The sequence below is a fragment of the Erysipelothrix sp. HDW6C genome, from assembly GCF_011299615.1.
Lineage (GTDB): Bacteria > Bacillota_I > Bacilli_A > Erysipelotrichales > Erysipelotrichaceae > Erysipelothrix.
The window spans coordinates 1108307-1130434 of the sequence record NZ_CP049861.1 but is presented as its reverse complement, the minus strand read 5'-3'; the positions used below and the strand labels follow the sequence as shown (position 1 = coordinate 1130434).

Below are 22128 nucleotides of genomic sequence, written 5' to 3'. Positions count from 1 at the left end.
GCTTTCCTCCTTAGTTGATTGCTTCGAAGTTAACCGCCTTTTCTAAATCAGCAGGTTTATCAATCAATCCTTTGGCTTGTGACCATGTGTTAATCTTATCAAGTTGGTCTTGTGATACGGCAGTTGCGGTACCAAAGGCCTCTTTTTTGTTATCAATATAAGCACCCATTTGTTCTGGGAACTGATATTTTGTTAGCAAGTCGGAATATTCTGATGATGGATTATCATTAAGGTATGCGACTGCTTCGTTGTAAGCAGCATAGAATCGCTTTAAATCGTCGCTTCTTTGTGTCACAACGTCATCATGGAATAAAAGACTTCCACCCTTTATACCATATTGTGAAGAACTTCCGAGCAAAATCGCACCATTTTGAACGAGCATGCCTGCTTGGGGTTCTGTAAAGACTACGCCGGCGAACTGATCACTGAGAAGCCCTTCAAAACGCCCTGGAAAAGATGGCATTGCCAATACATTGTAGGAAAAACTATCTTTTTGAGCGATTTCATCCATTACATATTCCAAAATAAGTCCTGGAATCAGTGCAACTTCTTTACCATCCAATTGACTCATGGTTGTAATACCTGAATTGGGAGATGCTAAGATTTTGAAGTCCTCGTTTATATCCGATGTAATAACGTAGGGCATGCCTTTGTCCTGGAATGTATATCCAGTCATAACATCAGCAATCATTCCATCAATTTCACCGGCCTGTGCTGCTGCATTGCGTTCTTGAGGGTTCCCAAAGGGTGTAATCTCAATCTTAACACCATGTGCTTCAAACATACCTTTTTCTTGAGCAATAATAATCGGTAAGGCGGCTTCAGCAGGAAGTGTTCCCACGCGAATTGGTGTTTCATTCACCTTAGGTGCGGATGAACATCCGACTAAAATAAATAATGTAAGTAATATCAGTATTTTTTTCATCTTAATCTCTCTCTACTATTTCAATAAATGTGGTCAGTGGCATCAGATACGGTATAACATACCGATGCAATTCCAACTGTGGGGTTGTGCGATCATTAATTCCTGGCTGTGTTGTGAATGCAAAATCAATGTTCATCGCTTCAAGAATACGAACGACATTGGCATCGTAAAATCCAAATGGATACGCAAAGACATTTGGGAAATCTACAATCTTTGCACAACTTAAGATATCGTCATGAATTTTTTGTGCGGATAGCGTTTGAATAAGGCCAGTGCCACCAGTCCGTTTGTGTATGTGGGTGGTGTGATTGGCAAACTCAAAAACATCACGCATTGCAAGAATCTCATCAAAACTCAAAACCCTCGATACCTGGGGATTGTAAGGTTGTGCTTCAAGTGACAACCACCCTTTGACAACAAAAAGTGTTGCCTTAATTCCCAATGCTTTTAATATAGGATAGGTCTCATATCGTAACGATTGAAACGCGTCATCAAATGTTAGATGAATTGCTTTTTCAGGTAGTGGCTTTTTATCATAGTAATACGCGGTAATATCAGCCAATGTTATAAAACTAAACCCATGTTCAACAAGATAATGCATCTGGGTACTGAAATCTTCTTTCAACATAAATAAAGGAACTGGCAGCGCATCTTCGTAACCATCTGCAACGTCAATCGTAACAGGTCTTTGGTCTTCAAATGTACCTGGTTCGCGTAATTCATGGTAAACCAATGTTATAAAACTCATACTTTCTCCTCATCTCCTTATCTATTGTAATGGTTATTCACGTCGGTGACAACGTTATGAATTAACAAAGTTTTTGAATAAGCGATAAAAAAAGACCGAGAAATCGGTCTTAGTTTAAAGGTAACATTGATAATTGAATACGTTGCTTCTTGAGATCTACTTCCATGACCCACACCTTAACAACATCACCAACAGCAACAACATCGGTTGGGTGTTTTACAAAGTTTTTACTGAGTTTGGAAATATGAACGAGTCCGTCTTGTTTGACCCCAATATCAACAAAAGCACCAAAATCAACAACATTACGAACCGTACCATTCAACTCCATTCCTGGTTTGAGGTCTTCCATAGTAAGAACATCTGAGCGCAAGAGTGGACTGCTCATTTCATCACGCATATCACGACCTGGCTGAATCAATGAAGCGAAAATGTCTTTGAGTGTTTCTTTACCAATATCATAGTGTGTTGATAAATCATTCAAGGACTGGCCTTCAAGTTTCTCACGGGCTGTATCCGTTCCAAGTTCTTCAAGTTTAATTCCTGTGTCTTTGAGAATTTGTTTGGTTACAGTGTAGGTCTCCGGATGAATTCCTGTATTATCAAGGATATTCTTGCCTTTGGGAATACGCAAGAAGCCAATCGCTTGTTCAAATGATTTGGGACCCAAGCGTGGCACTGACTTAATTTCTGTTCGAGATGCAAACATCCCATTTTCCTCACGGAAGGTAACTATGTTTTGTGCTGTCGTTTTAGTAAGACCGGCAATATGTTCAAGAAGTTGCGGTGATGCCGTATTTACGTCAACACCCACTTGGTTAACAGCAGTTTCAACAACAACATCCAATGCCTCTGATAACGTCTTCTGTGTTACATCGTGTTGGTACTGTCCAACCCCTACAGATTGTGGATCAATCTTTACAAGTTCCGCAAGTGGGTCTTGGATACGACGTGCAATACTTACGGCCGAGCGTTCTTCAACTTGCAGATTCGGAAACTCTTTACGTGCAACATCTGAGGCTGAATATACAGACGCGCCTGCTTCATTCACAATGAGATAAAAGACATCACGGTTAACTTTCTTTAAGTTTTCTGCTACGAAGACTTCTGACTCACGGCTTGCAGTTCCATTTCCGATTGCAACCATATCAACCTTATATTTTTCAATCAGGTCAATGAATGCTTTTTCTGCTTCAGCTTGTTTGTGTTGCGGTGCTGGTTTGTGGGGATAAATAACATTAATGGCCAGTACTTTTCCAGTTTCATCAACAATCGCTAACTTACATCCGGTACGGTATGCGGGGTCAAATCCCATCACAACACGACCTTTAAGAGGCGCTTGAAGGAGTAAATTACGAAGGTTCTCCCCGAAAATATGAATGGCTTGTTTCTCTGCATCTTCGGTCAGCTGGTTGCGTATTTCACGCTCGATTGCTGGCTTGATGAATCGCTTGTAGCTATCCATGTAACCCGTACGCAGATACCCAACTGCAGGAGAGTCGGTTGCATTACGGACAAGTTTGCGTTCAAAATTCTGATTAATTTTCTCTTCATCAACCACGATATCAACTTTGATGACATCTTCTTTTTCGGCACGATTCACTGCTAAAACACGGTGTGATGCAATTTTGTTGGTTGGTTGTGAGAAATCATAGTACATCTCATAAACACCACGTTCATCTTTTTCCTTGTCTTTAACGTCCGTTTTTAAAACGCCCGAGTACATTGTAAAATCACGAATCCATGTTCTGAAATCAGCGTCATCTCCAATGATTTCAGCGATGATTTCATGAGCACCCAAGAAGACATCCTCACGTGTTTCAAGTTCAAACTCTGCATTGATAAAAGCATCTGCTTCTGAATCGTTAAAATCAAGCGGTAATGCCATGATGCGTAATGCCAACGGCTCCAGTCCCTTTTCACGAGCAATCGTTGCCTTTGTGCGACGTTTTTGTTTGTAGGGACGGTAAATATCTTCAACTTTCTGTAAAACAGAAGCAGCGACAATCTCCGCTTCAAGTTCGGGTGTTAATTTGCCTTGTTCATCAATCAAACGAATGACTTCTTCTTTTCGTTTTTCAATGTTGTCAAGATAATCATGACGATCGGCAATCTCACGAATTTGCACTTCATCAAGTGTTCCCGTTACTTCTTTACGATAACGGGCAATAAATGGCACCGTATTCCCATCTGCCAACAGGTCTAATACAGCATCAATTTGCTGACCTTTATAGTGCGCTAATTCCTTTTTCAATAAAATAAGTACGTTATTTTCCACAACAGTCACCAACCTTTTCTCTACAATTTTAACATAAAAGAAAGCGTATTTTACGCTTTCCCGAATTCTTTCAACAATCCCTCGTATACTACTTCAGAATTATCAATTTGAGTAAAATCTTGCGGTGTTACCAAATGGGGTGGTAACTCCCAACAGTACATATCCGCTTCTGCCATAACTTCGGCAACAAACTCTGTACAGTAGTAATGATTCTGACGGATCACTCTTTTTTTAAAGAGATAAGCGAGCAGACCAATGAAATCATAGTGGTAATCATCTTTGTTGGCCACAAATGCACCAACTTTTTCTTTGAGTATGTTTACAGTTTCATCATCAACAGATAACTTTAAAACCAAGCATCGTGTCTCCTTAAAACGTTTAAAGGTCCCACCATAGAAACTTTCTTCAACAAAACCACCAATAAACGGATTACGTGGGGACTTGCGTCCGAAACTGTAAAGTGAATTCAATGTTTCATCAAACGATATTGAAACATGATTATACGGCGATTTGGTGTAAAGCTGTATCGCGCGTGTAAGCATACTACCGGTGTCACTAAGGACAATGTAGACGTTATTTTCTTTCATTGCATTCCGAATCCTTTTCTTTAGTATGTGAATTATACCATTAAAACTAAATAAGTCCAATAACCGCTCCATCATAGTCCATACCGAGTGCATTGGGTGATGTTGGCATGCCAGGCATCGTCATAATCTTCCCCAGTAGAACTACTAAAAATCCTGCTCCTTGGGATAATCGTACATCACGAACTTCAATACTAAAGTTTTGTGGAACATTTAAGGCCTTGGGATCATCACTGAACGAGTACTGTGTTTTCGCAATGCACACAGGCAATCCCTTAGGATAGTGCTTTGATATTGCTTCTATTTTCGCATCGGCTTCAAAACTATAATGAACCGATGCAGCTCGATAAATTCCTGTAGCAACTGTTTCAATGGATTCTTTGATTGACGTGTTCTCATAAAGAAGCTTAAACGTGTCTGGTTGTTCACATAAGTCATGAACCGCTTCAGCGAGCTCCAATGCTCCGTCTCCACCTTTGGAGAACACATCGGCAAGAATGACCTGTGTCTTGAGATCGCGACCAAGATCTTGCAAGTAAGCAATTTCTGCATCAGTATCACTGGCAAAACGATTGATTGCTATAATGACATTGTTTTGGTATTTCTTTAGATTTTCGAAATGTTGGATAAGATTTTGCGAACCAAGTTTCAAAGCATCGAGGTTTTCTTGACCCAAATCACTAACTGAAACACCACCATTGTATTTCAGTGCACGAATGGTTGCAACGAGAACTGTTGCCGATGGTTTCAGGTTTCCACTGCGACATTTAATGTCATAGAATTTCTCCGCCCCCAAATCAGCACCAAAGCCAGCCTCTGCAACCACATAGTCACCCAATTTTAATGCCGTTTTGGTGGCAATGATTGAATTGCATCCATGAGCAATATTTGCGAAGGGTCCACCATGAATAATTGCCGGTGTATTCTCAAGGGTTTGCACCAAGTTTGGCTTCATCGCGTCTTTAAGTAACAATACCATAGCACCGACTGCCCCCAAATCGTTTGCAACTACTGGATTACCAAAGATATCGTAGGCAACAATTATGCGTCCCAATCGTACCCGCAAATCAGCCAAATTCTCAGCAAGACAAACTATGGCCATAATTTCCGAAGCCGCTGTGATATCAAAGAATGTATCATGATTCATTTTCTTACTATTAATGGTTAAACGACGAAGGGCACGATCATTCATATCCATTGCCCGTCCCCATAAAATACTTTGCAAATCAATATTCCGTTGGTTGCCATGAAAAATATGATTATCGAGCATCGCTGCCAATAAGTTATGAGCAGATGTTATGGCATGGAAATCCCCTGTGAAATGAAGGTTTATTTCATCCATTGGAATGACTTGTGAATACCCGCCACCCGTTGCACCACCCTTCATACCAAAAACAGGCCCCAGTGATGGTTCACGTAAGGCTGATATCGTTTGATACCCACGTTTGTTCATCGCCATGGCAAGACCGATATTCATGGTTGTTTTTCCCTCACCAGCTGGGGTTGGATTAATCGCCGTGACAAGAATTAGTTTTCCTTTTGTTGGACGTTCTAAGACATCCAAGCTAATCTTCGCTTTGCGTGTTCCATACATCTCTATATCTTCATTCTTTAAGTCCAATTTATCAGCAACATTTTGAATGTGATCATAATGTGCTTCGTTTGAAATTTGTGCATCGTTTTTCATGTGTGTCCCTCCACCTATCTGTATCTAGACTACCATAAAAAAATAGCCTTTTATAGGCTATTGATTTCATTCTGTAAACTTTTATGGTTTTTTAGAACTGTCAGTACTTTTCCATTAATCAAAACTTTAATTGGAAGTATAAACAAGGCTTTTCCAATGCGCGGTGGCAAGAGTATATCCCATGTTTTTCCATACATAATTTGAAGCCACCAGGTATTCAACCCAATATTGACGATAAACGTATTGAATAGGGCAACAACAATCATCCATTTCCATATATCTTCTTTTCCTTTTAAGATACCGTATGCAGCACCCGTTAGGAAAGCAGAAATTGAGAAGCCAATAAAATAAGGACCACTTGGCCATAATGTTGCTCCAATAAGATCAGCAATGAGAGCGATGATCCCTGCATTGAAGACCCCCATCATATAACCCGCAATTGCCATGGGAACAAATGAGAATCCAACCCGAGTAATTGGAGTATTAATGCTTACAAATCGCGTAAATACGATTTCTATGACGATAAATAACGCCATTAAAACTAACTTCTTTGTTTTCATCTTCTAACACCTCTTTCGCTTATCAAGCAGCATAAAGAAAAAGGCTCGCAACGGAGGCAATAACACACTGCACTTTCGTTTCGTCCAAAGGCTACTTCCCATCCTTCAGCACTTAACACATGTTATTTACTTTGCTTGATACGTTCTAAGAATACCAAGACCGATTGTTCATTGCAACCGATAGGACTGCTTTATGGTAAAATAGTTTTGAAGGTGAACAACATGAAAATAAAGAAGACCAATGCGATGCGAATTCTGGATCAAAAGAAGATTCCTTATACAACGCATGCATACGATAAAGATAAGATAGAATTTGATGGCATTGATGTTGCCACCCAAATTGGGCAACCCGCTTCCAAAATATTCAAAACCATTGTCCTTGAGCACGGTGTTGACCATTTTGTAGCAGTTATCCCCATTAACGAACATATTGACATGAAAAAAGCAGCTAAAGCGTTTGGAGTAAAACGGCTTGAACTGCTTCATATCAAGTATCTCTTTGATTTGACAGGTTATGTTCGTGGTGGCTGTTCTCCATTAGGGATGAAAAAGCAATTTCCAACAATCATCGATACAACTGCGCAAGCGATGTCATCCTTTATTGTGTCTGCAGGTAAGATTGGACAACAACTTGAAGTAAATCCGACGGCATTACTCGCGCTGATTCGTGGTAATTTTGCGGACGTAGTGGTATCCACTTCGGAAGACGAAGTAGATTCCGTAACCAACGGCTACGCCCATGAAGTTTAAGATTAAATCATCAACGTCAAAAATTCGATAACTCATTTGAAAATAGCGCGTCAATAATTGAGTGAGTTCAAGTGCCACTGTAAAGCATGCACCAAAGAAAAGTGTTTTACGCATTCTCCGTGTTTTAAGACCAACCAAGAAACCAAATGGAATGGTCATGATAACGTTTAAAGCCAGTTTGTTATCTTGCAATAAAAAGTTTAAATCTTGTACAAAAAATGGCATCAGGTTGTAACTCGAATGATTAAATGGACCAACCCTTTGCATTGTGTATTCCACTGCAGCACGCGTTGCAGGGAGTGGAAATTGGGTAAGATCAATAACAATACAGAGATAGAAAAATAATAGAGTATTCAGCACCTGCTGCCCTAACGGCAATTTTCGGAGCCGAATACAGTATAAGATGATAAATACTGGAATGTAAGAATAAAATCCAGTCGCAAATTCCATAATTAACCCTTGTACTTCGTGCATACAAATCCTCTTTTTCAAAGTATATCATACAAAAAAAGAACATTCAAAATGTTCTTTTTTGTGTCAATAATTAAGCGTATGCATGTTCTTTAAGTTCTTCCATGCGCGCACGGACATAGTCACACAACTCCGTGCCCTTCATGCTTTGGAACACCTCTGGTAAAATGGGGTCGCCAAAGTAAATTTCATAATTTTTTGTTTGCTCGTTAAAGCTATCCTTTATATAGAGTGGTACCAAAGGGACCGTACTTTTTCGTAACATTGAAAACATTCCCGCTTTGAATTCCAACATTTCCGCCTGGTGTGAGCGTGTGCCTTCTGGGAAGGCTAAAACGGAACACCCAGCATTAATATCATTTACCGCTTGTTTGAGCTGTGTCAGCGATTGACGGGGGTCATCACGATCCAGTGGGTAAGATTGTGACATTCTCATAAACGGACCGGTTGCGGGATTACTGAAAAGCTCTTTCTTCGCGATAAATCGAAAAGGTTTCTGAATAGCATCCAACACGATAAAGATATCGTTGTGCGATTGATGATTTGATAGGTAAACACAATTGGGATAAATGTGTGTCGTATCACCTATCGGTGTCACTTTCTTTCCACGAATTCCGAAGTAGTCACGAGGGTATGTTTTCAGCTCGCGGGCTATTTTCTCAGGATCGCCACTTTTGCGTATGAAAAATGAGCGAACCCAATAATAAGGAAGTGCAAGAAACGTAATCAGCATGTATATTTTATGCATAAACAAGCACCATCGCAATCGCGTACTCACCATCATGACTGATGGATACCTGCGCCTGTTTACTAATTGGACACCCTGACTCATTCTTGAGAACTTCAATATCCAAAAACGATGTCACACCAATTCCAGTGCCCTTTGCCTTTGCATACGCTTCTTTTGCAGCATAACGTCCACAAAGAAATTCCAACTTCTTACGGGGATGAACCAGTGCATTGAAAAGGTATTGTTCATTAGGCGTCAATACCTTTTGAATAAAGCGTGCATCTTCTACAAATTTCTCATAGCGCGGCATGTGCACCAAATCAGTCCCAATCTTAATCTCCGATTGCAAATTTAATGGTTCCATAAGCACAAACCTCTCCATTGACATATGCCTTCGCTTCGGCAATACCCATAATACTTTTCAGCTTAACCAACTCAACATGAAGTTCCAATTGGTCTCCTGGAATGACTTGTCGTTTAAACTTGAAGTTGTCGATTCCAACAAAATAAGCAATTTTACCTTTGAATTGTTCTTGCGACAATAAAACAATCGCCCCTGCTTGCGCAAGTGCTTCAGTAATAAGCACGCCAGGCATCACATGTTTCTGTGGAAAATGTCCCATGAAATGCATCTCATTAGCCGATACATTCTTAATCGCCACAATGGATGTGTCACTCATTTCTTTGACAGCATCAACCAATAAGAATGGATAACGATGCGGGATGATTTCTTGAATTTGATTTGAGTTTAATAACATTTTACACACCAAACTTTCTAAACATGATTACAGCATTGTGACCACCAAACCCTAAGGAGTTTGACATTACAACGTCCACAGATTTTTGTTTTGCTGTATTTGGCGTAAAGTCCAAATCACACTCGGGATCTGCAGTCTGTAAATTAATCGTTGGGGGAATAATGCCTTCTGTGATGGTTTTAATCGAAAGCACGGCTTCAATACCGCCCGTTCCTCCCAAGGCATGTCCATGCATTGATTTGGTTGAAGATATTGATACAGTATGAGCAGCATCTTGAAATACGTCCTTGATAGCTTGTGTTTCAAACTTATCATTCAAGGGGGTACTTGTGCCATGCGCATTAATATAAGACACATCTTCTGGTTTTAATCCAGCATCGTCCAACGCTTGTCGCATTGCATCCGCAGCACCGACACCGCTCGGAGCAGTAATATGGAACGCATCACACGTTGACCCATAGCCAACCATCTCAGCATAGATATGTGCACCACGTTTTTGCGCATGTTCAAGGTCTTCTAAGATTAAGACACCGGCACCCTCTCCCAATACAAATCCATCACGATTCTGATCAAAAGGGCGGGATGCAACTTTAGGATCATTATGGGAGCTCAAGGCCGTTAACGCATTGAAACCTGCTAAAGTATATGGTGATACACCGGCTTCCGTACCACCAGCGACCATAATATCAGCATATCCATGTTGAATCATACGGAAGGCATCCCCTATTGCATGGGTTGCCGCCGCACATGCAGTTGTCACACACGATGTGTGACCCTGAGTTTGCAAGGCAATGGCAACATTTCCAGCGGCCATATTGGGAATAATCATCGGAATAAACATCGGAGGGATTTTGCCGAATCCACCTTCGTATGCTTTATTCAAATCACCGGCAAATGTCTGCATACCGCCCATTCCTGTTCCCATAAGTACGCCGATACGTTTAATATCGTGGGTTGTTTCATTTAACCCTGCATCATTGTACGCCTCACTTGCAGCATAGACTGCGAACTGGCTAAACAAATCTTGACGCCTAATTTCTCGTTTGCTTAAATATTTATCTGCTGCAAAGTTTTTGACTTGTGCAGCAACTTTAACTTTTAAATCGGATGTATCGAAACTTGTGATTGTATCCACACCACTCACGCCATTGATTGCATTCGTATAGGCTTCCTCAACACTGTTTCCAAGTGGACTCACGATCCCCAATCCGGTAACTACTACGCGTTTTCTCATAACATTCTCCTACATTACCATGCCGCCGCATACATTCAAGGTTTGTCCTGTAATGTAACGGGCCTTATCACTCACTAAGAAACTTACTGCATTGGCTACATCTTGTGCACTTCCAAGTGATTTCATGGCGATATTGTTTAAAATTGTTGCGCGAATATCATCGCTTAGTGTCTCAGTCATATCTGTTTCAATAAACCCTGGTGCAACACAATTCACGCGAATATTGCGACTTGCAAATTCTTTAGCAATACTTTTTGAAAAACCAATAAGACCCGCTTTGCTTGCGGCATAATTTGCCTGTCCCACATTGCCAATCTCACCAATCACTGAAGTGATATTTACAATTGCACCAAATTTTTGACGCATCATCGGCTTCGTGATGGCTTGTGTCATGTTAAAGACACCGGTTAAGTTAACGTCAAGGACGCGTGTGAAATCTTCTAATGGCATTCGCATCAACAAATTGTCTTTAACAATTCCCGCATTGTTAACCAAAACTGCGATATTCTTTCCACGATTCAAAACTTCTTGGATGAATGTTTTGCACATTTCTTGATTGCTAGCATCAACCTGATGCAATGTAAATGCATCGCTTTCAAGGGCTTTTAATGTTTCAGGTTCGTAGTCGCGAACGTAGGTTCCATAGACTTCGTACCCATCCTCAACCAATTGCATGGCAATAGCATGTCCAATTCCTTTGGTCGCCCCAGTGACGATTGCTAGTGGCTTATTCATGAGTTAAACCTCCCAATGTGTCAATATCATAGACATTAATGACGGCGATTTCCTTGCCACCAATTTCTTTAACAAATTTTGAAATTGATCCTTTTGGACCAACCTCAATAAACAAATCAATACCCATATCAATCATCGATTGAATGGTTTGTGCCATATGTGTTGGCTCAGCAATATGACGAGACAATGTATCTACAAAGCCATCGGTTTGAACTGCTGCATTGATGTTGTTGATGAAATCAATGGTTGGCGTCTTAAAAACCATTGATGATAGCGCTGCGCGTAATTGTTGGCTTGCAGGTTCCATAAGTGCCATATGCGAAACCGTCGACACTTTTAAAGGAATCACCATACGGACACCGTTTTCTTTCAACCGTTGCATCGCAGGTTCAAGTTTATCCAAGGCACCACCAATCACGATTTGACTGGGGGTATTGATATTGCAAATTGCAATGTCAGACCCTTCAAGACCATTACGAACTGTATCAATATCTGTTTTTAAGCAAGCTGCCATTCCCGTTGTATTTTCGGGAAGCGCTGTTTGCATGATTTCGCCACGTTTCGCAATTAAAGCAACACCTTCGACAAAGTCAAGGGCACCGCTGCTCGTCAGCGCATTGTACTCTCCCAAAGAGAGCCCTGCTACAACATGCGGTTGGAATCCTTTGGCTTTAATAAGTGAATCCAAGGCATGACCTAGAACATAGAGCGCTGGTTGGGTATAGCGAGTTTGTGATAATTGTGTTTCCGTAAGTGCCAGGATGTCATAGCCAAGAATATCCGATGCCGTCTTGTAAATTGCGGAAATATCTGGATATTCTTGAGCGAGGTCTTGGCCCATATGAACAAATTGCTGGCCTTGGCCAGCAAATAAGTATCCAATTTTCATTACTGTTTTGCTTCGATGTAAGCCACAATATCATTTACTGTTTTGAGTGTTAGGATATCTTCTGTTGGTACCTCAACACCATATTCGCCTTCAAGTTCCATTACGATTTCCATAACTGCGATTGAATCGGCGCCAAGATCATCAAGAATTGATGCATCTTCAGCAATTGTACCTGCTTCAATATCTAAGATTTCTGCTACTATGTTTTTAATTTTGTCGTTCATTTTATTTTCTCCTTAATTAGTTTGATGTTCAAACTATATATTTTTATCTTTAAATTGTCAAGTTATGCAACCCACTCCAAGAGTGCCGTTCCATAGGTCAAACCACCACCAAAGGCAACAAGGATTATCTTCATGCCAGGCTTCAATTGTCCCTTTCGATTGGCTTCATCCAACAAAAGAGGGACACTTGCTGAAGAGGTGTTCCCAACTTCAGCAACATTGCTTAAAAATTTTTCTTTGGGCATTTTAAGTGCACGGGCACCACTGTCGAGGATCCGCTGGTTTGCTTGATGGGAAATTACAAGATCAACATCTTCACTTGTCAATTTGTTACGTTCAAGAATAGCATGCACAGATGACTCCATGACGCGGACGGCAAATTTGAAGACTTCTGCTCCCTTCATTTCAAAGTATGATGAATCGGTCAATGGACGGGATACAAATGGATTACCATGATCACTCATGTTCTGCATACGAATTGTTTCAAGAGTGTCTGTTTCTCCGCCCAGAATACAATCGATGGAGCCTGTGATTCCTGCTTCCATCACGATTGCTCCGGCACCATCTCCAAAAAGAATTGACGTTGCGCGATCTGAAAAATCCAAATAACGCGAGTTAAAATCGACCCCAACCACAAGAATACGTTTGTAAATTCCAGATGCAATATAAGCATGTGCTGTTTGGTAAGCGTAAACAAACCCCGAACATGCGGCATTGATATCAAACGACGGAATTGGGTTCGTAATTCCTAAGTGCGCTCGAACTTGATTGGCAATGGTCGGAATGAATGAGTCAGGCGTATAGGTTGCAACAATGATGCAATCGATACTGGATGCATCCAAATTTTCTAAAGCATTGCGTGCGGCTTCAGTTGCCATACGGACGGATGATTCGTCTTCAAACAAGCGCTGCCTTATCCCCGTTCTTTGAACGATCCACGCATCACTGGTCTCCATAATACCTTCAAAATCAAAATTACTTACAACCTGTTTGGGACGATAACTCCCAGTACTGATAATGCTACTTTTCATGGATTACCTCCCCAATGTTACGGAATCTCTCGTACCGCTGTTTTTGGATTTGTTTTGCTTTCATTTTTTTCATAGCGCTCAGTTCACGATACAGTCGTGCTTTGAGATATTTTGCAACGGGTACAAAATCATCTTTCTCTTCAATCACTTCATCAATCAATCCAAGCGCAAAGAGATGATCACTGGTAATTTTCATATCATCGACAATCTCGGGCGCTTTTGAAGCGTCTTTGTATAAAATTGAGGCAAACCCTTCGGGTGAAAGGATACTGTAAATCGCATGCTCCATCATCCAGACTTGATTGGCAACTGCTAAGGCAAGGGCACCACCACTTCCTGCTTCACCAAGAATTATGGCAATTACCGGAACTTTAAGATCCATCATACTAACCAAATTTTGAGCGATTGCCTGCCCTTGGCCGCGCTCCTCTGCTCCAATCCCAGGATACGCTCCGGGGGTGTCAATGAGGGTAATGATTGGACGGTTAAACTTTTCCGCTTGCTTCATCAAACGTAAGGCCTTGCGATACCCTTCAGGATGGACCATCCCAAAGTTTGATTTGAGATTTTCCTCTGTAGTCTGGCCTTTTACAACACCAATAACGGTAACAGGCATATCATGAAGATGTGCAATACCACCGAGGATTGCACCGTCATCACCATAATTGCGATCACCATGCAATTCGGTAAAATCAGTAAAAATTGCTTCGATGAACTGCTTGGAACCCGCACGGTCTTTTGCACGGGCCAATTGAACTTTATCCCATGAAGAAAGTTGCGAGTGATATTCTTGTTTGAGAATACTTAGCGACATTTCAAGATGTTCTGTATTAAACTTTTGCTTTTTTAATTCTTTAATTTCTTTTTCAAGATGCTTTATGCGTGTATTCATGATTTCACCTCGTGAAGTTCCAATAGTTTTAATAAGGTCGCTTTCATATCCACGCGATTTACAATCGCATCAACAAAGCCTTTATCTTGGAGAAACTCCGATCGTTGAAATCCTTCCGGTAACGGCTTCTTCATCGTTTGTTCAATGACACGTGGACCGGCGAAACCAATAAGAGCATTGGGTTCTGCAAGAATAATATCCGCAAGCATTGCAAAGCTTGCCGTTACGCCACCTGTTGTAGGATCGGTAATCACATTGATATACAATCCCCCTGCTTGATCAAACTTCCCAACCGCACCACTTGTCTTGGCCATTTGCATGAGACTGATTAAACCCTCTTGCATGCGCGCTCCACCCGAAGCACTGAACAATAACACGGGTTTCTTTTGTTTTAATGCACGTTCAAAGGCGCGGGTTACTTTTTCCCCAACAACACTCCCCATTGATCCCATTAAAAAATTGGTATCCATGATAACAGCAATAACCTGTTTATCAGCAATGGTTGCTTCACCGCAAACGACGGCGTCATAGACACCCATTGATTCACTTAAACTGTCTATTTTCTGTTGATATCCAGGGAAATTTAGTGGGTCTTTTGTCTTTATAATGTGGTTAAACACGTTAAATGTGTCAAAGGTAGCGGCAATACGATCCGCAGCGTGCATACGATAATGATGATCGCAATGGGGACATACCCAAAGATTATCTTGAAGTGCTTGGAGTGGTAGTGTTGCACCACATCCTGGGCACTTTTCATACATTCCGTCAGGGACTTCAGTTGGAGCCATCACACTTTCGAATCCCTTCAGTGCATCTACTTTATTCTTTTTTGATTGTAGTTTTTTAAACATAATTAACCTCTTTTCAAGAGTGTAGATACAAGGGATGTATCGTACACATTATCTTGGAAGGCTTCGTTTAAAAGAATTTCGAGTTGGAATTCAACATTTGATGTTAAACCATCCAAGTCAATTTCTTCCAAACAACGAATTGCCTTTTCCATAGCCTCATCACGGGTACGTCCATGCACAATCACTTTCGCAATCATCGAATCATAGAACGGCTGAATCTGGTACCCTTGATAAACAAAGGAATCAATGCGAACGCCATTACCACCTGGAAAATGAAGCCCATCAATACGCCCCGCCATGGGTTTAAAACTATCCGATGGATCTTCAGCATTAATACGGACTTCAATTGCATGTCCATTTACACGAAGATCTTTTTGTTTAAACGATAAACGACGTCCTTCTGCAATGCGAATTTGTTCTTTAACGATATCAACACCTGTGATTGCTTCCGTAACAGGATGCTCTACTTGAATTCGTGTATTCATTTCAATAAAGTAAAAATTTTCCTGCTTGTCCATAATAAACTCTAGAGTTCCTGCGGATTCATAACCAACACTGGATGCTGCTTTAAGTGCAACATCCAAGAGTTTTTGACGTGTTTTTGATGAGAGATTCTGCACAGGTGCTTCTTCGATCATTTTTTGATTGTTGCGCTGTACTGAGCATTCACGCTCAAAGAGATGCGCAACATTACCATGAGAATCACCAATAATCTGAACTTCAATATGACGGGGTCCTTCAACAAACTTCTCAATGTAGACAGCCGAGTTATTGAAAGCGTTCTTTGCCTCTTGGCGGGCTTGATTGTAGGCATCTTTGAGGGTTGAGGGAGCATAACTCACGCGCATCCCTTTTCCACCACCACCTGCTGTTGCTTTAATAAGTACAGGATAGCCAATGGTTTCAGCGATCTCAATCGCAGCTTCATAGGTATCAACCAAATCTTTTGATCCCGGCACTACTGGCACACCTGCCGCTATCATAGTTTCACGCGCAGTTTGCTTATCTCCCATTGTTTGGATAAGATCTGCTGATGGACCAATAAACTTGATTCCCAAACGTTCACAAGCGCGTACGAAGGATTCATTTTCACTCAGAAAACCAAATCCTGGATGAATTGCTTGTGCCTGGGTGTTCACAGCCGCTTGAAGAATTGCATTTTGATTCAAGTATGAATTTTCAAGTTTATGATTTCCAATACAGACAGCCTCATCGGCCAAAGCAACATGCAGTGATTCTTTATCAACATTTGCATATACAGCAACAGTCTTAATGTTGAGTTCACGGCATGCACGAATAATGCGTACTGCGATTTCGCCACGATTCGCAATCAATACTTTTTGAATCATTTTCATTCGATAACGAAGAGCGGTTGATCAAAATCGACCGTATCCCCTTCTTGAATCATGATTTCTTTGACAACACCAGACTGTGGTGCTTTAATCTCATTCATAACTTTCATTGCTTCAATGATGCACAACACATCACCTTGTGATACACTATCTCCAATACGTACAAAGTCACTCGCTTCTGGAGATGGCTTCGCATAGTACACTCCAACTAAGGGTGACTTTACGGCATTTTCAGTTGAAGCACTTGGCTTTATCAATGCAGGCTGGCTCACTGTAACTGGTGCACTCTGCACGACAACACTGGGCTTCTTAAGTTTGATTTCAAATCCGTCTGTTTTATAGTTAAGTTCTTCTAATCCTGATGTTTCCAAAATTTCAATTAATTGTTTGATATCTTTCGTATTCATGTGTAACCTCCAAATAAATAGTTTGATTATCAAAGTAAATAATAATATAATGGAATTTGTAAGTCAACAAAGGAGAACTGAAGATATGACAATCAAACCAATGATTCGCGACAATATCGCCCTAAATGCGCATCCTCAAGGGTGCAAAAAAAATATAAAAAATCAAATTCAAGAAGTGATTCACTTACCTAAAATTACTGACAAACCCTTAAATGTGCTCATTATCGGTGGAAGCTCGGGTTATGGACTGGCGACACGCATCGCGCTCGCATTCAACGCAGGAGCCTTTACCTACAATGTTAGTTTTGAGCGTGCAGCGCGCGGTCGAAACACTGCTAGCGCAGGATACTACAATAACGAATACTTCCAGCATTTTGCACTCGAACACGGATTGCAAAGCTATGATCTCAACGGGGATGCATTCAGCCATGAGATCAAACAAACGGTCATCGATGATTTTAAAGCGATGGATCGCAAGATTGATCTTGTTGTGTACTCGGTTGCCAGCGGCATTCGAATCGACCCGGATACCCAAGAAAAGTTTGTCTCGGCGCTCAAACCAATTGACACACCATTTAAAGGGTATTCTGTTGATATTGCGAAAGAAACAATTCGTGAAGAAAGTGTTGATATCGCAAGTTTTGACGACATTCGGAACACCGAAAAGGTAATGGGTGGTGAAGACTATAAATTATGGGTCGAAGCCCTACTTGAAGCAGATATGTTAAATCAAGATTGCCGTGTTGTTACCTATACCTACATTGGTTCACCCATTACATATGCGATTTATAAAGATGGAACGATTGGGCATGCAAAACGTGACCTTGAGCATACCAATCAACAAATCAATGCCTTACTCAAACCCTTGAACGGACAGGCAATCATCAGTTCATCAAAGACAGTTGTAACTAAAGCTTCAGTCTTTATCCCAACTGTTGCCTTGTATGCAAGTGCCTTGTTTAAGGTTATGAAACAACAAGGGACCCATGAGTCAATTATCGAGCACAAATACCGCCTCTATCACGACATGATTTATGGTGATTCACCGCTTATCGATGATGAGGGTCGTTACCGTTTGGATGCTTTTGAATTGGATGATGAGACACAAAATAATGTGAATATTCTCATGGATGCCGTAACACCGGATAACTTCAAAGAAATTGTGGATTTTGATGCTTTCCGTCATGAGTTCTTAGCCATCAATGGATTCGACATTGATGGGGTCAATTATGATGACATCATTTAATTGCACTTTATGTGCAATTTTTTTATGTTGAAAAACGAATAATGATACAATGAAAACAGAATAGGAGATGGTAATATGGTTTGGTTGCTAGTAGGCCTTATGGTGATTTTCATTATACTTTATTTGGCAGTCCGTTATTTCTATAAACTTGCGATTGACAGCCGCAGTCGGGAAACATTCCATAAATTATTTGGAACCTTCCAAATGAGTGAGTCCAGTGCACAAGCGCGATCGATTTTTGAGGAAAGACTGCGGGAGGAGCCATGGACTCTGACATCAAATGATGGTCTCAAACTTAGCGCAAGTTGTGTGCGAACAAAACCTAACAACCATAAAGTGGCGTTATTCTGTCATGGCTACATGGGGACGTCTTTGGATATGTCTCCATTTTATAACTTACTGGCTGAGTTCGGCTATGATGGTGTTCTACCGGATGCACGCGGACATGGGAAAAGTGACGGTGACTACTTAGGTTTTGGATGGCCAGATCGCTTGGATATTATCCAATGGATTGAACGTATCATAAACGTTTATGGTCAAGATGTTGAGATACTGCTCTACGGAATTAGTATGGGCGGTGCAACTGTAATGATGGTTTCAGGTGAGAAATTGCCACCCAATATTAAAGGAATTATCGAAGACTGTGGTTACACAAGTGTTGAAGATGAGGTCACATTTCAATTGAAGAAAATATTCAAGATTCCCCCGTTTCCCCTCATACCTTTAACAAGCCTTTATACCAAGCACAAAGCAGGGTATACTTTCCGAGAAGCAAGTGCCCTTGAACAAGTTAAAAAGAACACCTTGCCGATCTTGATGATTCATGGTGAGGCCGATGACTTTGTTCCATACACCATGTTCGACACTGTCTATCAAGCTGCAGGAGGGCAAAAAATGCGCTACACAGTACCTGACGCGGTACATGGTGCCTCCTACAATCGAAACCCCAATAAGTATAAAGAAACAATTGGCACCTTCCTTTCAACCTTAAAAGACTGATCATTCAGTCTTTTTTCTTACAATAATGTAAGCGAAATGTTGTAGACTTCGATGGTATTCATTCTTATAAAAAACTACACTGAATACAAACAAGAGGTGTCCTATGATAAAAATTGCATTTCGAAACATCACAAAAAGTTTCCGTAATTACGCACTTTACTTTATAACGTTAGTATTTGCTATCGCTCTATTCTACGCGTTTAATGCTTTTGAATCACAATCCGTTGTTCAATCTTTGGATCCCACTAAAGGATCAATAGTGAGTGCTTTTATTCGCATTGTTGCCCTAATTTCAACAGTCATTGCTGGGGTACTGTTTAGTTTGATTCTTTACTCAAATCAATTTATTATGCGCAAACGAAAACAGGAAATGGCTTTGTATCAACTACTGGGGTCACCGTATTCCTTTACTTTCACCCTGTTGTTTGTAGAGAATCTGATGATTGGGACTTTGGCAATTCTAACAGGTATTACTTTCGGTACTGGCTTGTCATTTTTGGTTGATCAATTATCCCAAACTTTGATGACACATTCCCCAGGCACACCCTTTCTTTTTTCACTGTATAGCTTACAACATACGATAATAACATTCACAATGATTTTTTTAGTTGTGACGTGCATCTCAGCACTCATTTTACGCAATAAACCGATCGTTGAACTTCTTAAATCTCCAAGAAAAACCATGTCTAAAACACAACCGCTTTGGCGTGCCCTTGCTATTGGTTTTGTATCTGTTATTGGCTTGATGTATGCCTATTGGTGGGCACTTCAACCTTTTGCAATCTTAAAATACATGCCCTTTATTATAATTTTGGGAACCACTGCAACTTTCGGATTTTTTTCGAGTCTCGCTGCGTTATTCTCACGATGGATGAATCGTCATTCGAAAATATTCATGCGAAGTTTGGGTCCAGTTGCATTTCGACAACTTGGTGCACAACTTTTCACGACATCACGAATGCTATCGGTCATTTCCATTATGTTACTTTTAGGTATGGGAGCATTTGCGACTTCATCAAATCTGAGTGCAACGATTCAATCACGCATCCAGAATACACTGTATGAATCTTCAACGATCAGTTCTGATTCCTTGGAAAACTTTGGGGATGCGCTCATTTTAAACATTGATTTTATGGAAGTTGACGGTCAACACGTTAATGTCATGTCTCGCGACGACTTCGAGTCATTCATAGCATTCCATGGCAATTCACAGCAAATTCCTCAGACTCCGTTTGTAGTTGAGACAGGTTCACAAAAAGGAGCTGCCATTCCGACACATTTTTTTTACGGTAATAAACAGTTATTGCCCCAACATTATGAAACAACAATTCCCTCACTTGCTAATAGTGGTCTCTTTGATGGAATCCTCGTCGTCATTGACAGCGAAGATTTCATTGAAACGCAAATGACAATCCATAATTATGCCACTTCTGTGGATCTTGACACCCGTTATGAATCGACGATTACGACGACAACATTTACACACGATCAAGTCATTCAAGAACTTCAAGGCGTGATTTTACTCTTTACATACATTGGTTTTTTTGTAGGCTTTGTGTTTATGCTATCAGCGCTTGTCGTCTTGTCCCTTCAGCAACTTTTCTCAAATGAGGAGCGCATCCACGATGCCATTATTTTAACAAACCTTGGAGCATCGCATTCAAGTCAATCATGGGCTCTGATATTCCAAGTCACTCTTTATTTTGGCTTACCGCTTTGTATCGCTTCTGTTCATACATTCGTTGGTTTGCAAGTCATGGAAATAAACTTAGTTCAAGGAGGGTTCCAATCCATCTCAAATGCACCGTTGCAAATTTCGTTGGCACTCTGTGGCGTCATTTATCTTGTCTACTATAGCGTCACACTCCTCACCACGCGTTACAGTGTCCTCGGTAACAAAACATAAAAAAACGAACCCAAAGGTCCGTGATTCATTCTTAAGATTTAAAACGTGGTTTGAAAATCAAAAACACGATCATCAATAATCCGCCAACAATTAAGAATCCCAACCCAAATGTCGTATAAACACCATAGTTTAATGTTCCTGCTAACTGACTTATTTGTCGAACAATCAGTGGATTTGCGATTGGTTTGAAGATAAGATGGAGGATTCCAGAAAGTATCAATCCCAGTCCAAGGGTACCAAAACCCCAAACCTTTCGGATGTTAATTATGATCATAAGTACAACAGTGACAACCGCAACAATCAATGACATCATACGGATTGTTTCATTGTTCTCAAATACCGTATTCACCAGCTTTACACCACTTAATTGGGATGGTGACATGCTGTCTTTGACGTATCCCAAACCTTGTTTGTAATAGTCATTGAAATCAATACGGCGGACAATTTCTTGAATAATTACTTCCTTATATTTATCATTGATGACATCTCCCATGACATCTCCCAAATCATTGGAATAGTTCAAGAGTAGCGTCTGAACTTCTTCGTTCATATCAATAGTAATTGCATCGGGAGCAACAGCTAAATCATGCACAAACTGTTTGGCATATTTATCGATGGTCTCTGACACTTCGGGATCTTCTTCCATGCGTTTGATCAATGTTTCAACTGCAGCATCGTTTTGAATTGGAATGATTTCTTGAATTGTATCGACAAGTTTGTATACTTGCTTTTCAAGTTGTTGGTGAACAACGGCAGTACTTACTTCCTTTGAGGTTGTATCAATAAAAAATGTTGATGTCAGTGTAAAGGTCGTAACCATTAAGACAATAATGAGAATACCATTTATTAATCGTTTCATAAATTACCTACTCGA

Annotated in this window: 24 protein-coding genes and 1 riboswitch; of the genes, 4 read left to right on the top strand and 20 right to left on the bottom strand. The window is 40.6% G+C overall.

Annotated features, from left to right (window positions below; all coding sequences use genetic code 11):
• Nucleotides 1–10: 10 nt before the first annotated feature.
• The 6 genes from G7062_RS05190 to G7062_RS05165 form a co-directional block, all read right to left on the bottom strand.
• Nucleotides 11–925, bottom strand: coding sequence for an ABC transporter substrate-binding protein (locus G7062_RS05190; RefSeq protein ID WP_166064867.1), 915 nt, complete (start codon nucleotides 923–925; stop codon nucleotides 11–13).
• A gap of 1 nt (nucleotide 926) precedes the next feature.
• A complete protein-coding gene (locus tag G7062_RS05185; RefSeq protein ID WP_166064866.1) occupies nucleotides 927–1673 on the bottom strand; it encodes a polysaccharide deacetylase family protein in 747 nt (248 codons plus the stop codon).
• A gap of 109 nt (nucleotides 1674–1782) precedes the next feature.
• The gene (locus G7062_RS05180; RefSeq protein ID WP_166064865.1) at nucleotides 1783–3948 is read right to left on the bottom strand and encodes a Tex family protein; all 2166 of its coding nucleotides are present in this window, start codon (nucleotides 3946–3948) and stop codon (nucleotides 1783–1785) included.
• Between the two features lie 50 nt (nucleotides 3949–3998).
• On the bottom strand, nucleotides 3999–4535 hold the full coding sequence (locus G7062_RS05175; protein WP_166064864.1) for a hypothetical protein: 537 nt from the start codon (nucleotides 4533–4535) through the stop codon (nucleotides 3999–4001).
• Between the two features lie 46 nt (nucleotides 4536–4581).
• On the bottom strand, nucleotides 4582–6219 hold the full coding sequence (locus G7062_RS05170; RefSeq protein ID WP_166064863.1) for a formate--tetrahydrofolate ligase: 1638 nt from the start codon (nucleotides 6217–6219) through the stop codon (nucleotides 4582–4584).
• A 50-nt stretch (nucleotides 6220–6269) separates the two neighbouring features.
• Complete coding sequence (locus G7062_RS05165) at nucleotides 6270–6779, bottom strand: folate family ECF transporter S component (RefSeq protein ID WP_166064862.1); 510 nt, start codon at nucleotides 6777–6779, stop codon at nucleotides 6270–6272.
• A gap of 46 nt (nucleotides 6780–6825) precedes the next feature.
• Nucleotides 6826–6915: riboswitch (THF riboswitch) on the bottom strand.
• 86 nt (nucleotides 6916–7001) lie between these two features.
• Between G7062_RS05165 and ybaK the strand changes: the two genes are divergently transcribed.
• The gene (ybaK, locus tag G7062_RS05160) at nucleotides 7002–7529 is read left to right on the top strand and encodes a Cys-tRNA(Pro) deacylase (RefSeq protein ID WP_240915987.1); all 528 of its coding nucleotides are present in this window, start codon (nucleotides 7002–7004) and stop codon (nucleotides 7527–7529) included.
• Here the strand turns inward: ybaK and G7062_RS05155 are convergent.
• The 13 genes from G7062_RS05155 to G7062_RS05095 all read right to left on the bottom strand — a co-directional run bounded on the left by G7062_RS05155 (nucleotide 7431) and on the right by G7062_RS05095 (nucleotide 17103).
• Nucleotides 7431–8003, bottom strand: coding sequence for a VanZ family protein (locus G7062_RS05155; RefSeq protein ID WP_166064861.1), 573 nt, complete (start codon nucleotides 8001–8003; stop codon nucleotides 7431–7433). The genes ybaK and G7062_RS05155 overlap by 99 nt on opposite strands.
• 70 nt (nucleotides 8004–8073) lie before the next feature.
• The gene (locus G7062_RS05150) at nucleotides 8074–8748 is read right to left on the bottom strand and encodes a 1-acyl-sn-glycerol-3-phosphate acyltransferase (protein ID WP_166064860.1); all 675 of its coding nucleotides are present in this window, start codon (nucleotides 8746–8748) and stop codon (nucleotides 8074–8076) included.
• On the bottom strand, nucleotides 8741–9094 hold the full coding sequence (gene acpS, locus G7062_RS05145) for a holo-ACP synthase (RefSeq protein ID WP_166064859.1): 354 nt from the start codon (nucleotides 9092–9094) through the stop codon (nucleotides 8741–8743). The genes G7062_RS05150 and acpS overlap by 8 nt, the downstream gene beginning before the upstream one ends.
• Complete coding sequence (fabZ, locus tag G7062_RS05140; RefSeq protein WP_166064858.1) at nucleotides 9063–9488, bottom strand: 3-hydroxyacyl-ACP dehydratase FabZ; 426 nt, start codon at nucleotides 9486–9488, stop codon at nucleotides 9063–9065. Before fabZ ends, acpS begins: the two co-directional genes overlap by 32 nt.
• Nucleotide 9489: 1 nt before the next feature.
• Nucleotides 9490–10722 carry a beta-ketoacyl-ACP synthase II gene (gene fabF / locus G7062_RS05135; protein ID WP_166064857.1) on the bottom strand — a complete coding sequence of 411 codons (1233 nt, stop codon included), beginning with the start codon at nucleotides 10720–10722 and terminating at the stop codon, nucleotides 9490–9492.
• 9 nt (nucleotides 10723–10731) lie between these two features.
• Nucleotides 10732–11457 (bottom strand): 3-oxoacyl-[acyl-carrier-protein] reductase, encoded by a 726-nt coding sequence (fabG, locus tag G7062_RS05130; RefSeq protein ID WP_166064856.1) that lies wholly within the window; start codon nucleotides 11455–11457, stop codon nucleotides 10732–10734.
• Nucleotides 11450–12346 carry an ACP S-malonyltransferase gene (locus G7062_RS05125; RefSeq protein ID WP_166064855.1) on the bottom strand — a complete coding sequence of 299 codons (897 nt, stop codon included), beginning with the start codon at nucleotides 12344–12346 and terminating at the stop codon, nucleotides 11450–11452. Before G7062_RS05125 ends, fabG begins: the two co-directional genes overlap by 8 nt.
• Nucleotides 12346–12570 (bottom strand): acyl carrier protein, encoded by a 225-nt coding sequence (locus tag G7062_RS05120; protein ID WP_166064854.1) that lies wholly within the window; start codon nucleotides 12568–12570, stop codon nucleotides 12346–12348. The genes G7062_RS05125 and G7062_RS05120 overlap by 1 nt, the downstream gene beginning before the upstream one ends.
• 62 nt (nucleotides 12571–12632) lie before the next feature.
• Nucleotides 12633–13601, bottom strand: a complete 969-nt coding sequence (locus G7062_RS05115; RefSeq protein ID WP_166064853.1) for a beta-ketoacyl-ACP synthase III — start codon at nucleotides 13599–13601, stop codon at nucleotides 12633–12635.
• Entirely contained in the window at nucleotides 13591–14493 is a 903-nt protein-coding gene (locus G7062_RS05110; RefSeq protein ID WP_166064852.1) for an acetyl-CoA carboxylase carboxyltransferase subunit alpha, read from the bottom strand. Before G7062_RS05110 ends, G7062_RS05115 begins: the two co-directional genes overlap by 11 nt.
• Nucleotides 14490–15344: an acetyl-CoA carboxylase, carboxyltransferase subunit beta gene (gene accD / locus G7062_RS05105; protein ID WP_166064851.1), complete on the bottom strand. Its 855-nt coding sequence runs from the start codon at nucleotides 15342–15344 to the stop codon at nucleotides 14490–14492. Before accD ends, G7062_RS05110 begins: the two co-directional genes overlap by 4 nt.
• Before the next feature lie 2 nt (nucleotides 15345–15346).
• Nucleotides 15347–16693, bottom strand: a complete 1347-nt coding sequence (gene accC / locus G7062_RS05100; RefSeq protein WP_166066074.1) for an acetyl-CoA carboxylase biotin carboxylase subunit — start codon at nucleotides 16691–16693, stop codon at nucleotides 15347–15349.
• Nucleotides 16694–16695: 2 nt separating this feature from the next.
• Complete coding sequence (locus G7062_RS05095; RefSeq protein WP_166064850.1) at nucleotides 16696–17103, bottom strand: biotin/lipoyl-containing protein; 408 nt, start codon at nucleotides 17101–17103, stop codon at nucleotides 16696–16698.
• A gap of 85 nt (nucleotides 17104–17188) precedes the next feature.
• Between G7062_RS05095 and fabV the strand changes: the two genes are divergently transcribed.
• The 3 genes from fabV (at nucleotide 17189) to G7062_RS05080 (ending at nucleotide 21254) form a co-directional block, all read left to right on the top strand.
• On the top strand, nucleotides 17189–18349 hold the full coding sequence (gene fabV / locus G7062_RS05090; RefSeq protein ID WP_166064849.1) for an enoyl-ACP reductase FabV: 1161 nt from the start codon (nucleotides 17189–17191) through the stop codon (nucleotides 18347–18349).
• 75 nt (nucleotides 18350–18424) lie between these two features.
• Nucleotides 18425–19348 carry an alpha/beta hydrolase gene (locus G7062_RS05085; protein WP_166064848.1) on the top strand — a complete coding sequence of 308 codons (924 nt, stop codon included), beginning with the start codon at nucleotides 18425–18427 and terminating at the stop codon, nucleotides 19346–19348.
• A gap of 103 nt (nucleotides 19349–19451) precedes the next feature.
• Complete coding sequence (locus G7062_RS05080) at nucleotides 19452–21254, top strand: FtsX-like permease family protein (protein WP_166064847.1); 1803 nt, start codon at nucleotides 19452–19454, stop codon at nucleotides 21252–21254.
• Nucleotides 21255–21285: 31 nt separating this feature from the next.
• On the opposite strand, the gene G7062_RS05075 is transcribed toward G7062_RS05080, so the two are convergent.
• Nucleotides 21286–22113, bottom strand: coding sequence for a hypothetical protein (locus G7062_RS05075; RefSeq protein WP_166064846.1), 828 nt, complete (start codon nucleotides 22111–22113; stop codon nucleotides 21286–21288).
• Nucleotides 22114–22128: the final 15 nt, after the last annotated feature.

Bases quoted from the DNA above. Each gene is read 5' to 3' on its own strand.
- G7062_RS05170 (WP_166064863.1), bottom strand. From the start codon at position 6,219: ATGAAAAACGATGCACAAATTTCAAACGAAGCACATTATGATCACATT.
- G7062_RS05095 (WP_166064850.1), bottom strand. From the start codon at position 17,103: ATGAATACGAAAGATATCAAACAATTAATTGAAATTTTGGAAACATCA.
- G7062_RS05085 (WP_166064848.1), top strand. From the start codon at position 18,425: ATGGTTTGGTTGCTAGTAGGCCTTATGGTGATTTTCATTATACTTTAT.
- G7062_RS05175 (WP_166064864.1), bottom strand. From the start codon at position 4,535: ATGAAAGAAAATAACGTCTACATTGTCCTTAGTGACACCGGTAGTATG.
- acpS (WP_166064859.1), bottom strand. From the start codon at position 9,094: ATGGAACCATTAAATTTGCAATCGGAGATTAAGATTGGGACTGATTTG.
- G7062_RS05115 (WP_166064853.1), bottom strand. From the start codon at position 13,601: ATGAAAAGTAGCATTATCAGTACTGGGAGTTATCGTCCCAAACAGGTT.
- accC (WP_166066074.1), bottom strand. From the start codon at position 16,693: ATGATTCAAAAAGTATTGATTGCGAATCGTGGCGAAATCGCAGTACGC.
- G7062_RS05120 (WP_166064854.1), bottom strand. From the start codon at position 12,570: ATGAACGACAAAATTAAAAACATAGTAGCAGAAATCTTAGATATTGAA.
- G7062_RS05165 (WP_166064862.1), bottom strand. From the start codon at position 6,779: ATGAAAACAAAGAAGTTAGTTTTAATGGCGTTATTTATCGTCATAGAA.
- G7062_RS05075 (WP_166064846.1), bottom strand. From the start codon at position 22,113: ATGAAACGATTAATAAATGGTATTCTCATTATTGTCTTAATGGTTACG.
- G7062_RS05110 (WP_166064852.1), bottom strand. From the start codon at position 14,493: ATGAATACACGCATAAAGCATCTTGAAAAAGAAATTAAAGAATTAAAA.
- G7062_RS05080 (WP_166064847.1), top strand. From the start codon at position 19,452: ATGATAAAAATTGCATTTCGAAACATCACAAAAAGTTTCCGTAATTAC.
- G7062_RS05125 (WP_166064855.1), bottom strand. From the start codon at position 12,346: ATGAAAATTGGATACTTATTTGCTGGCCAAGGCCAGCAATTTGTTCAT.
- ybaK (WP_240915987.1), top strand. From the start codon at position 7,002: ATGAAAATAAAGAAGACCAATGCGATGCGAATTCTGGATCAAAAGAAG.
- accD (WP_166064851.1), bottom strand. From the start codon at position 15,344: ATGTTTAAAAAACTACAATCAAAAAAGAATAAAGTAGATGCACTGAAG.
- G7062_RS05190 (WP_166064867.1), bottom strand. From the start codon at position 925: ATGAAAAAAATACTGATATTACTTACATTATTTATTTTAGTCGGATGT.
- fabZ (WP_166064858.1), bottom strand. From the start codon at position 9,488: ATGTTATTAAACTCAAATCAAATTCAAGAAATCATCCCGCATCGTTAT.
- G7062_RS05155 (WP_166064861.1), bottom strand. From the start codon at position 8,003: ATGCACGAAGTACAAGGGTTAATTATGGAATTTGCGACTGGATTTTAT.
- fabV (WP_166064849.1), top strand. From the start codon at position 17,189: ATGACAATCAAACCAATGATTCGCGACAATATCGCCCTAAATGCGCAT.
- G7062_RS05185 (WP_166064866.1), bottom strand. From the start codon at position 1,673: ATGAGTTTTATAACATTGGTTTACCATGAATTACGCGAACCAGGTACA.
- fabG (WP_166064856.1), bottom strand. From the start codon at position 11,457: ATGAATAAGCCACTAGCAATCGTCACTGGGGCGACCAAAGGAATTGGA.
- G7062_RS05150 (WP_166064860.1), bottom strand. From the start codon at position 8,748: ATGCATAAAATATACATGCTGATTACGTTTCTTGCACTTCCTTATTAT.
- fabF (WP_166064857.1), bottom strand. From the start codon at position 10,722: ATGAGAAAACGCGTAGTAGTTACCGGATTGGGGATCGTGAGTCCACTT.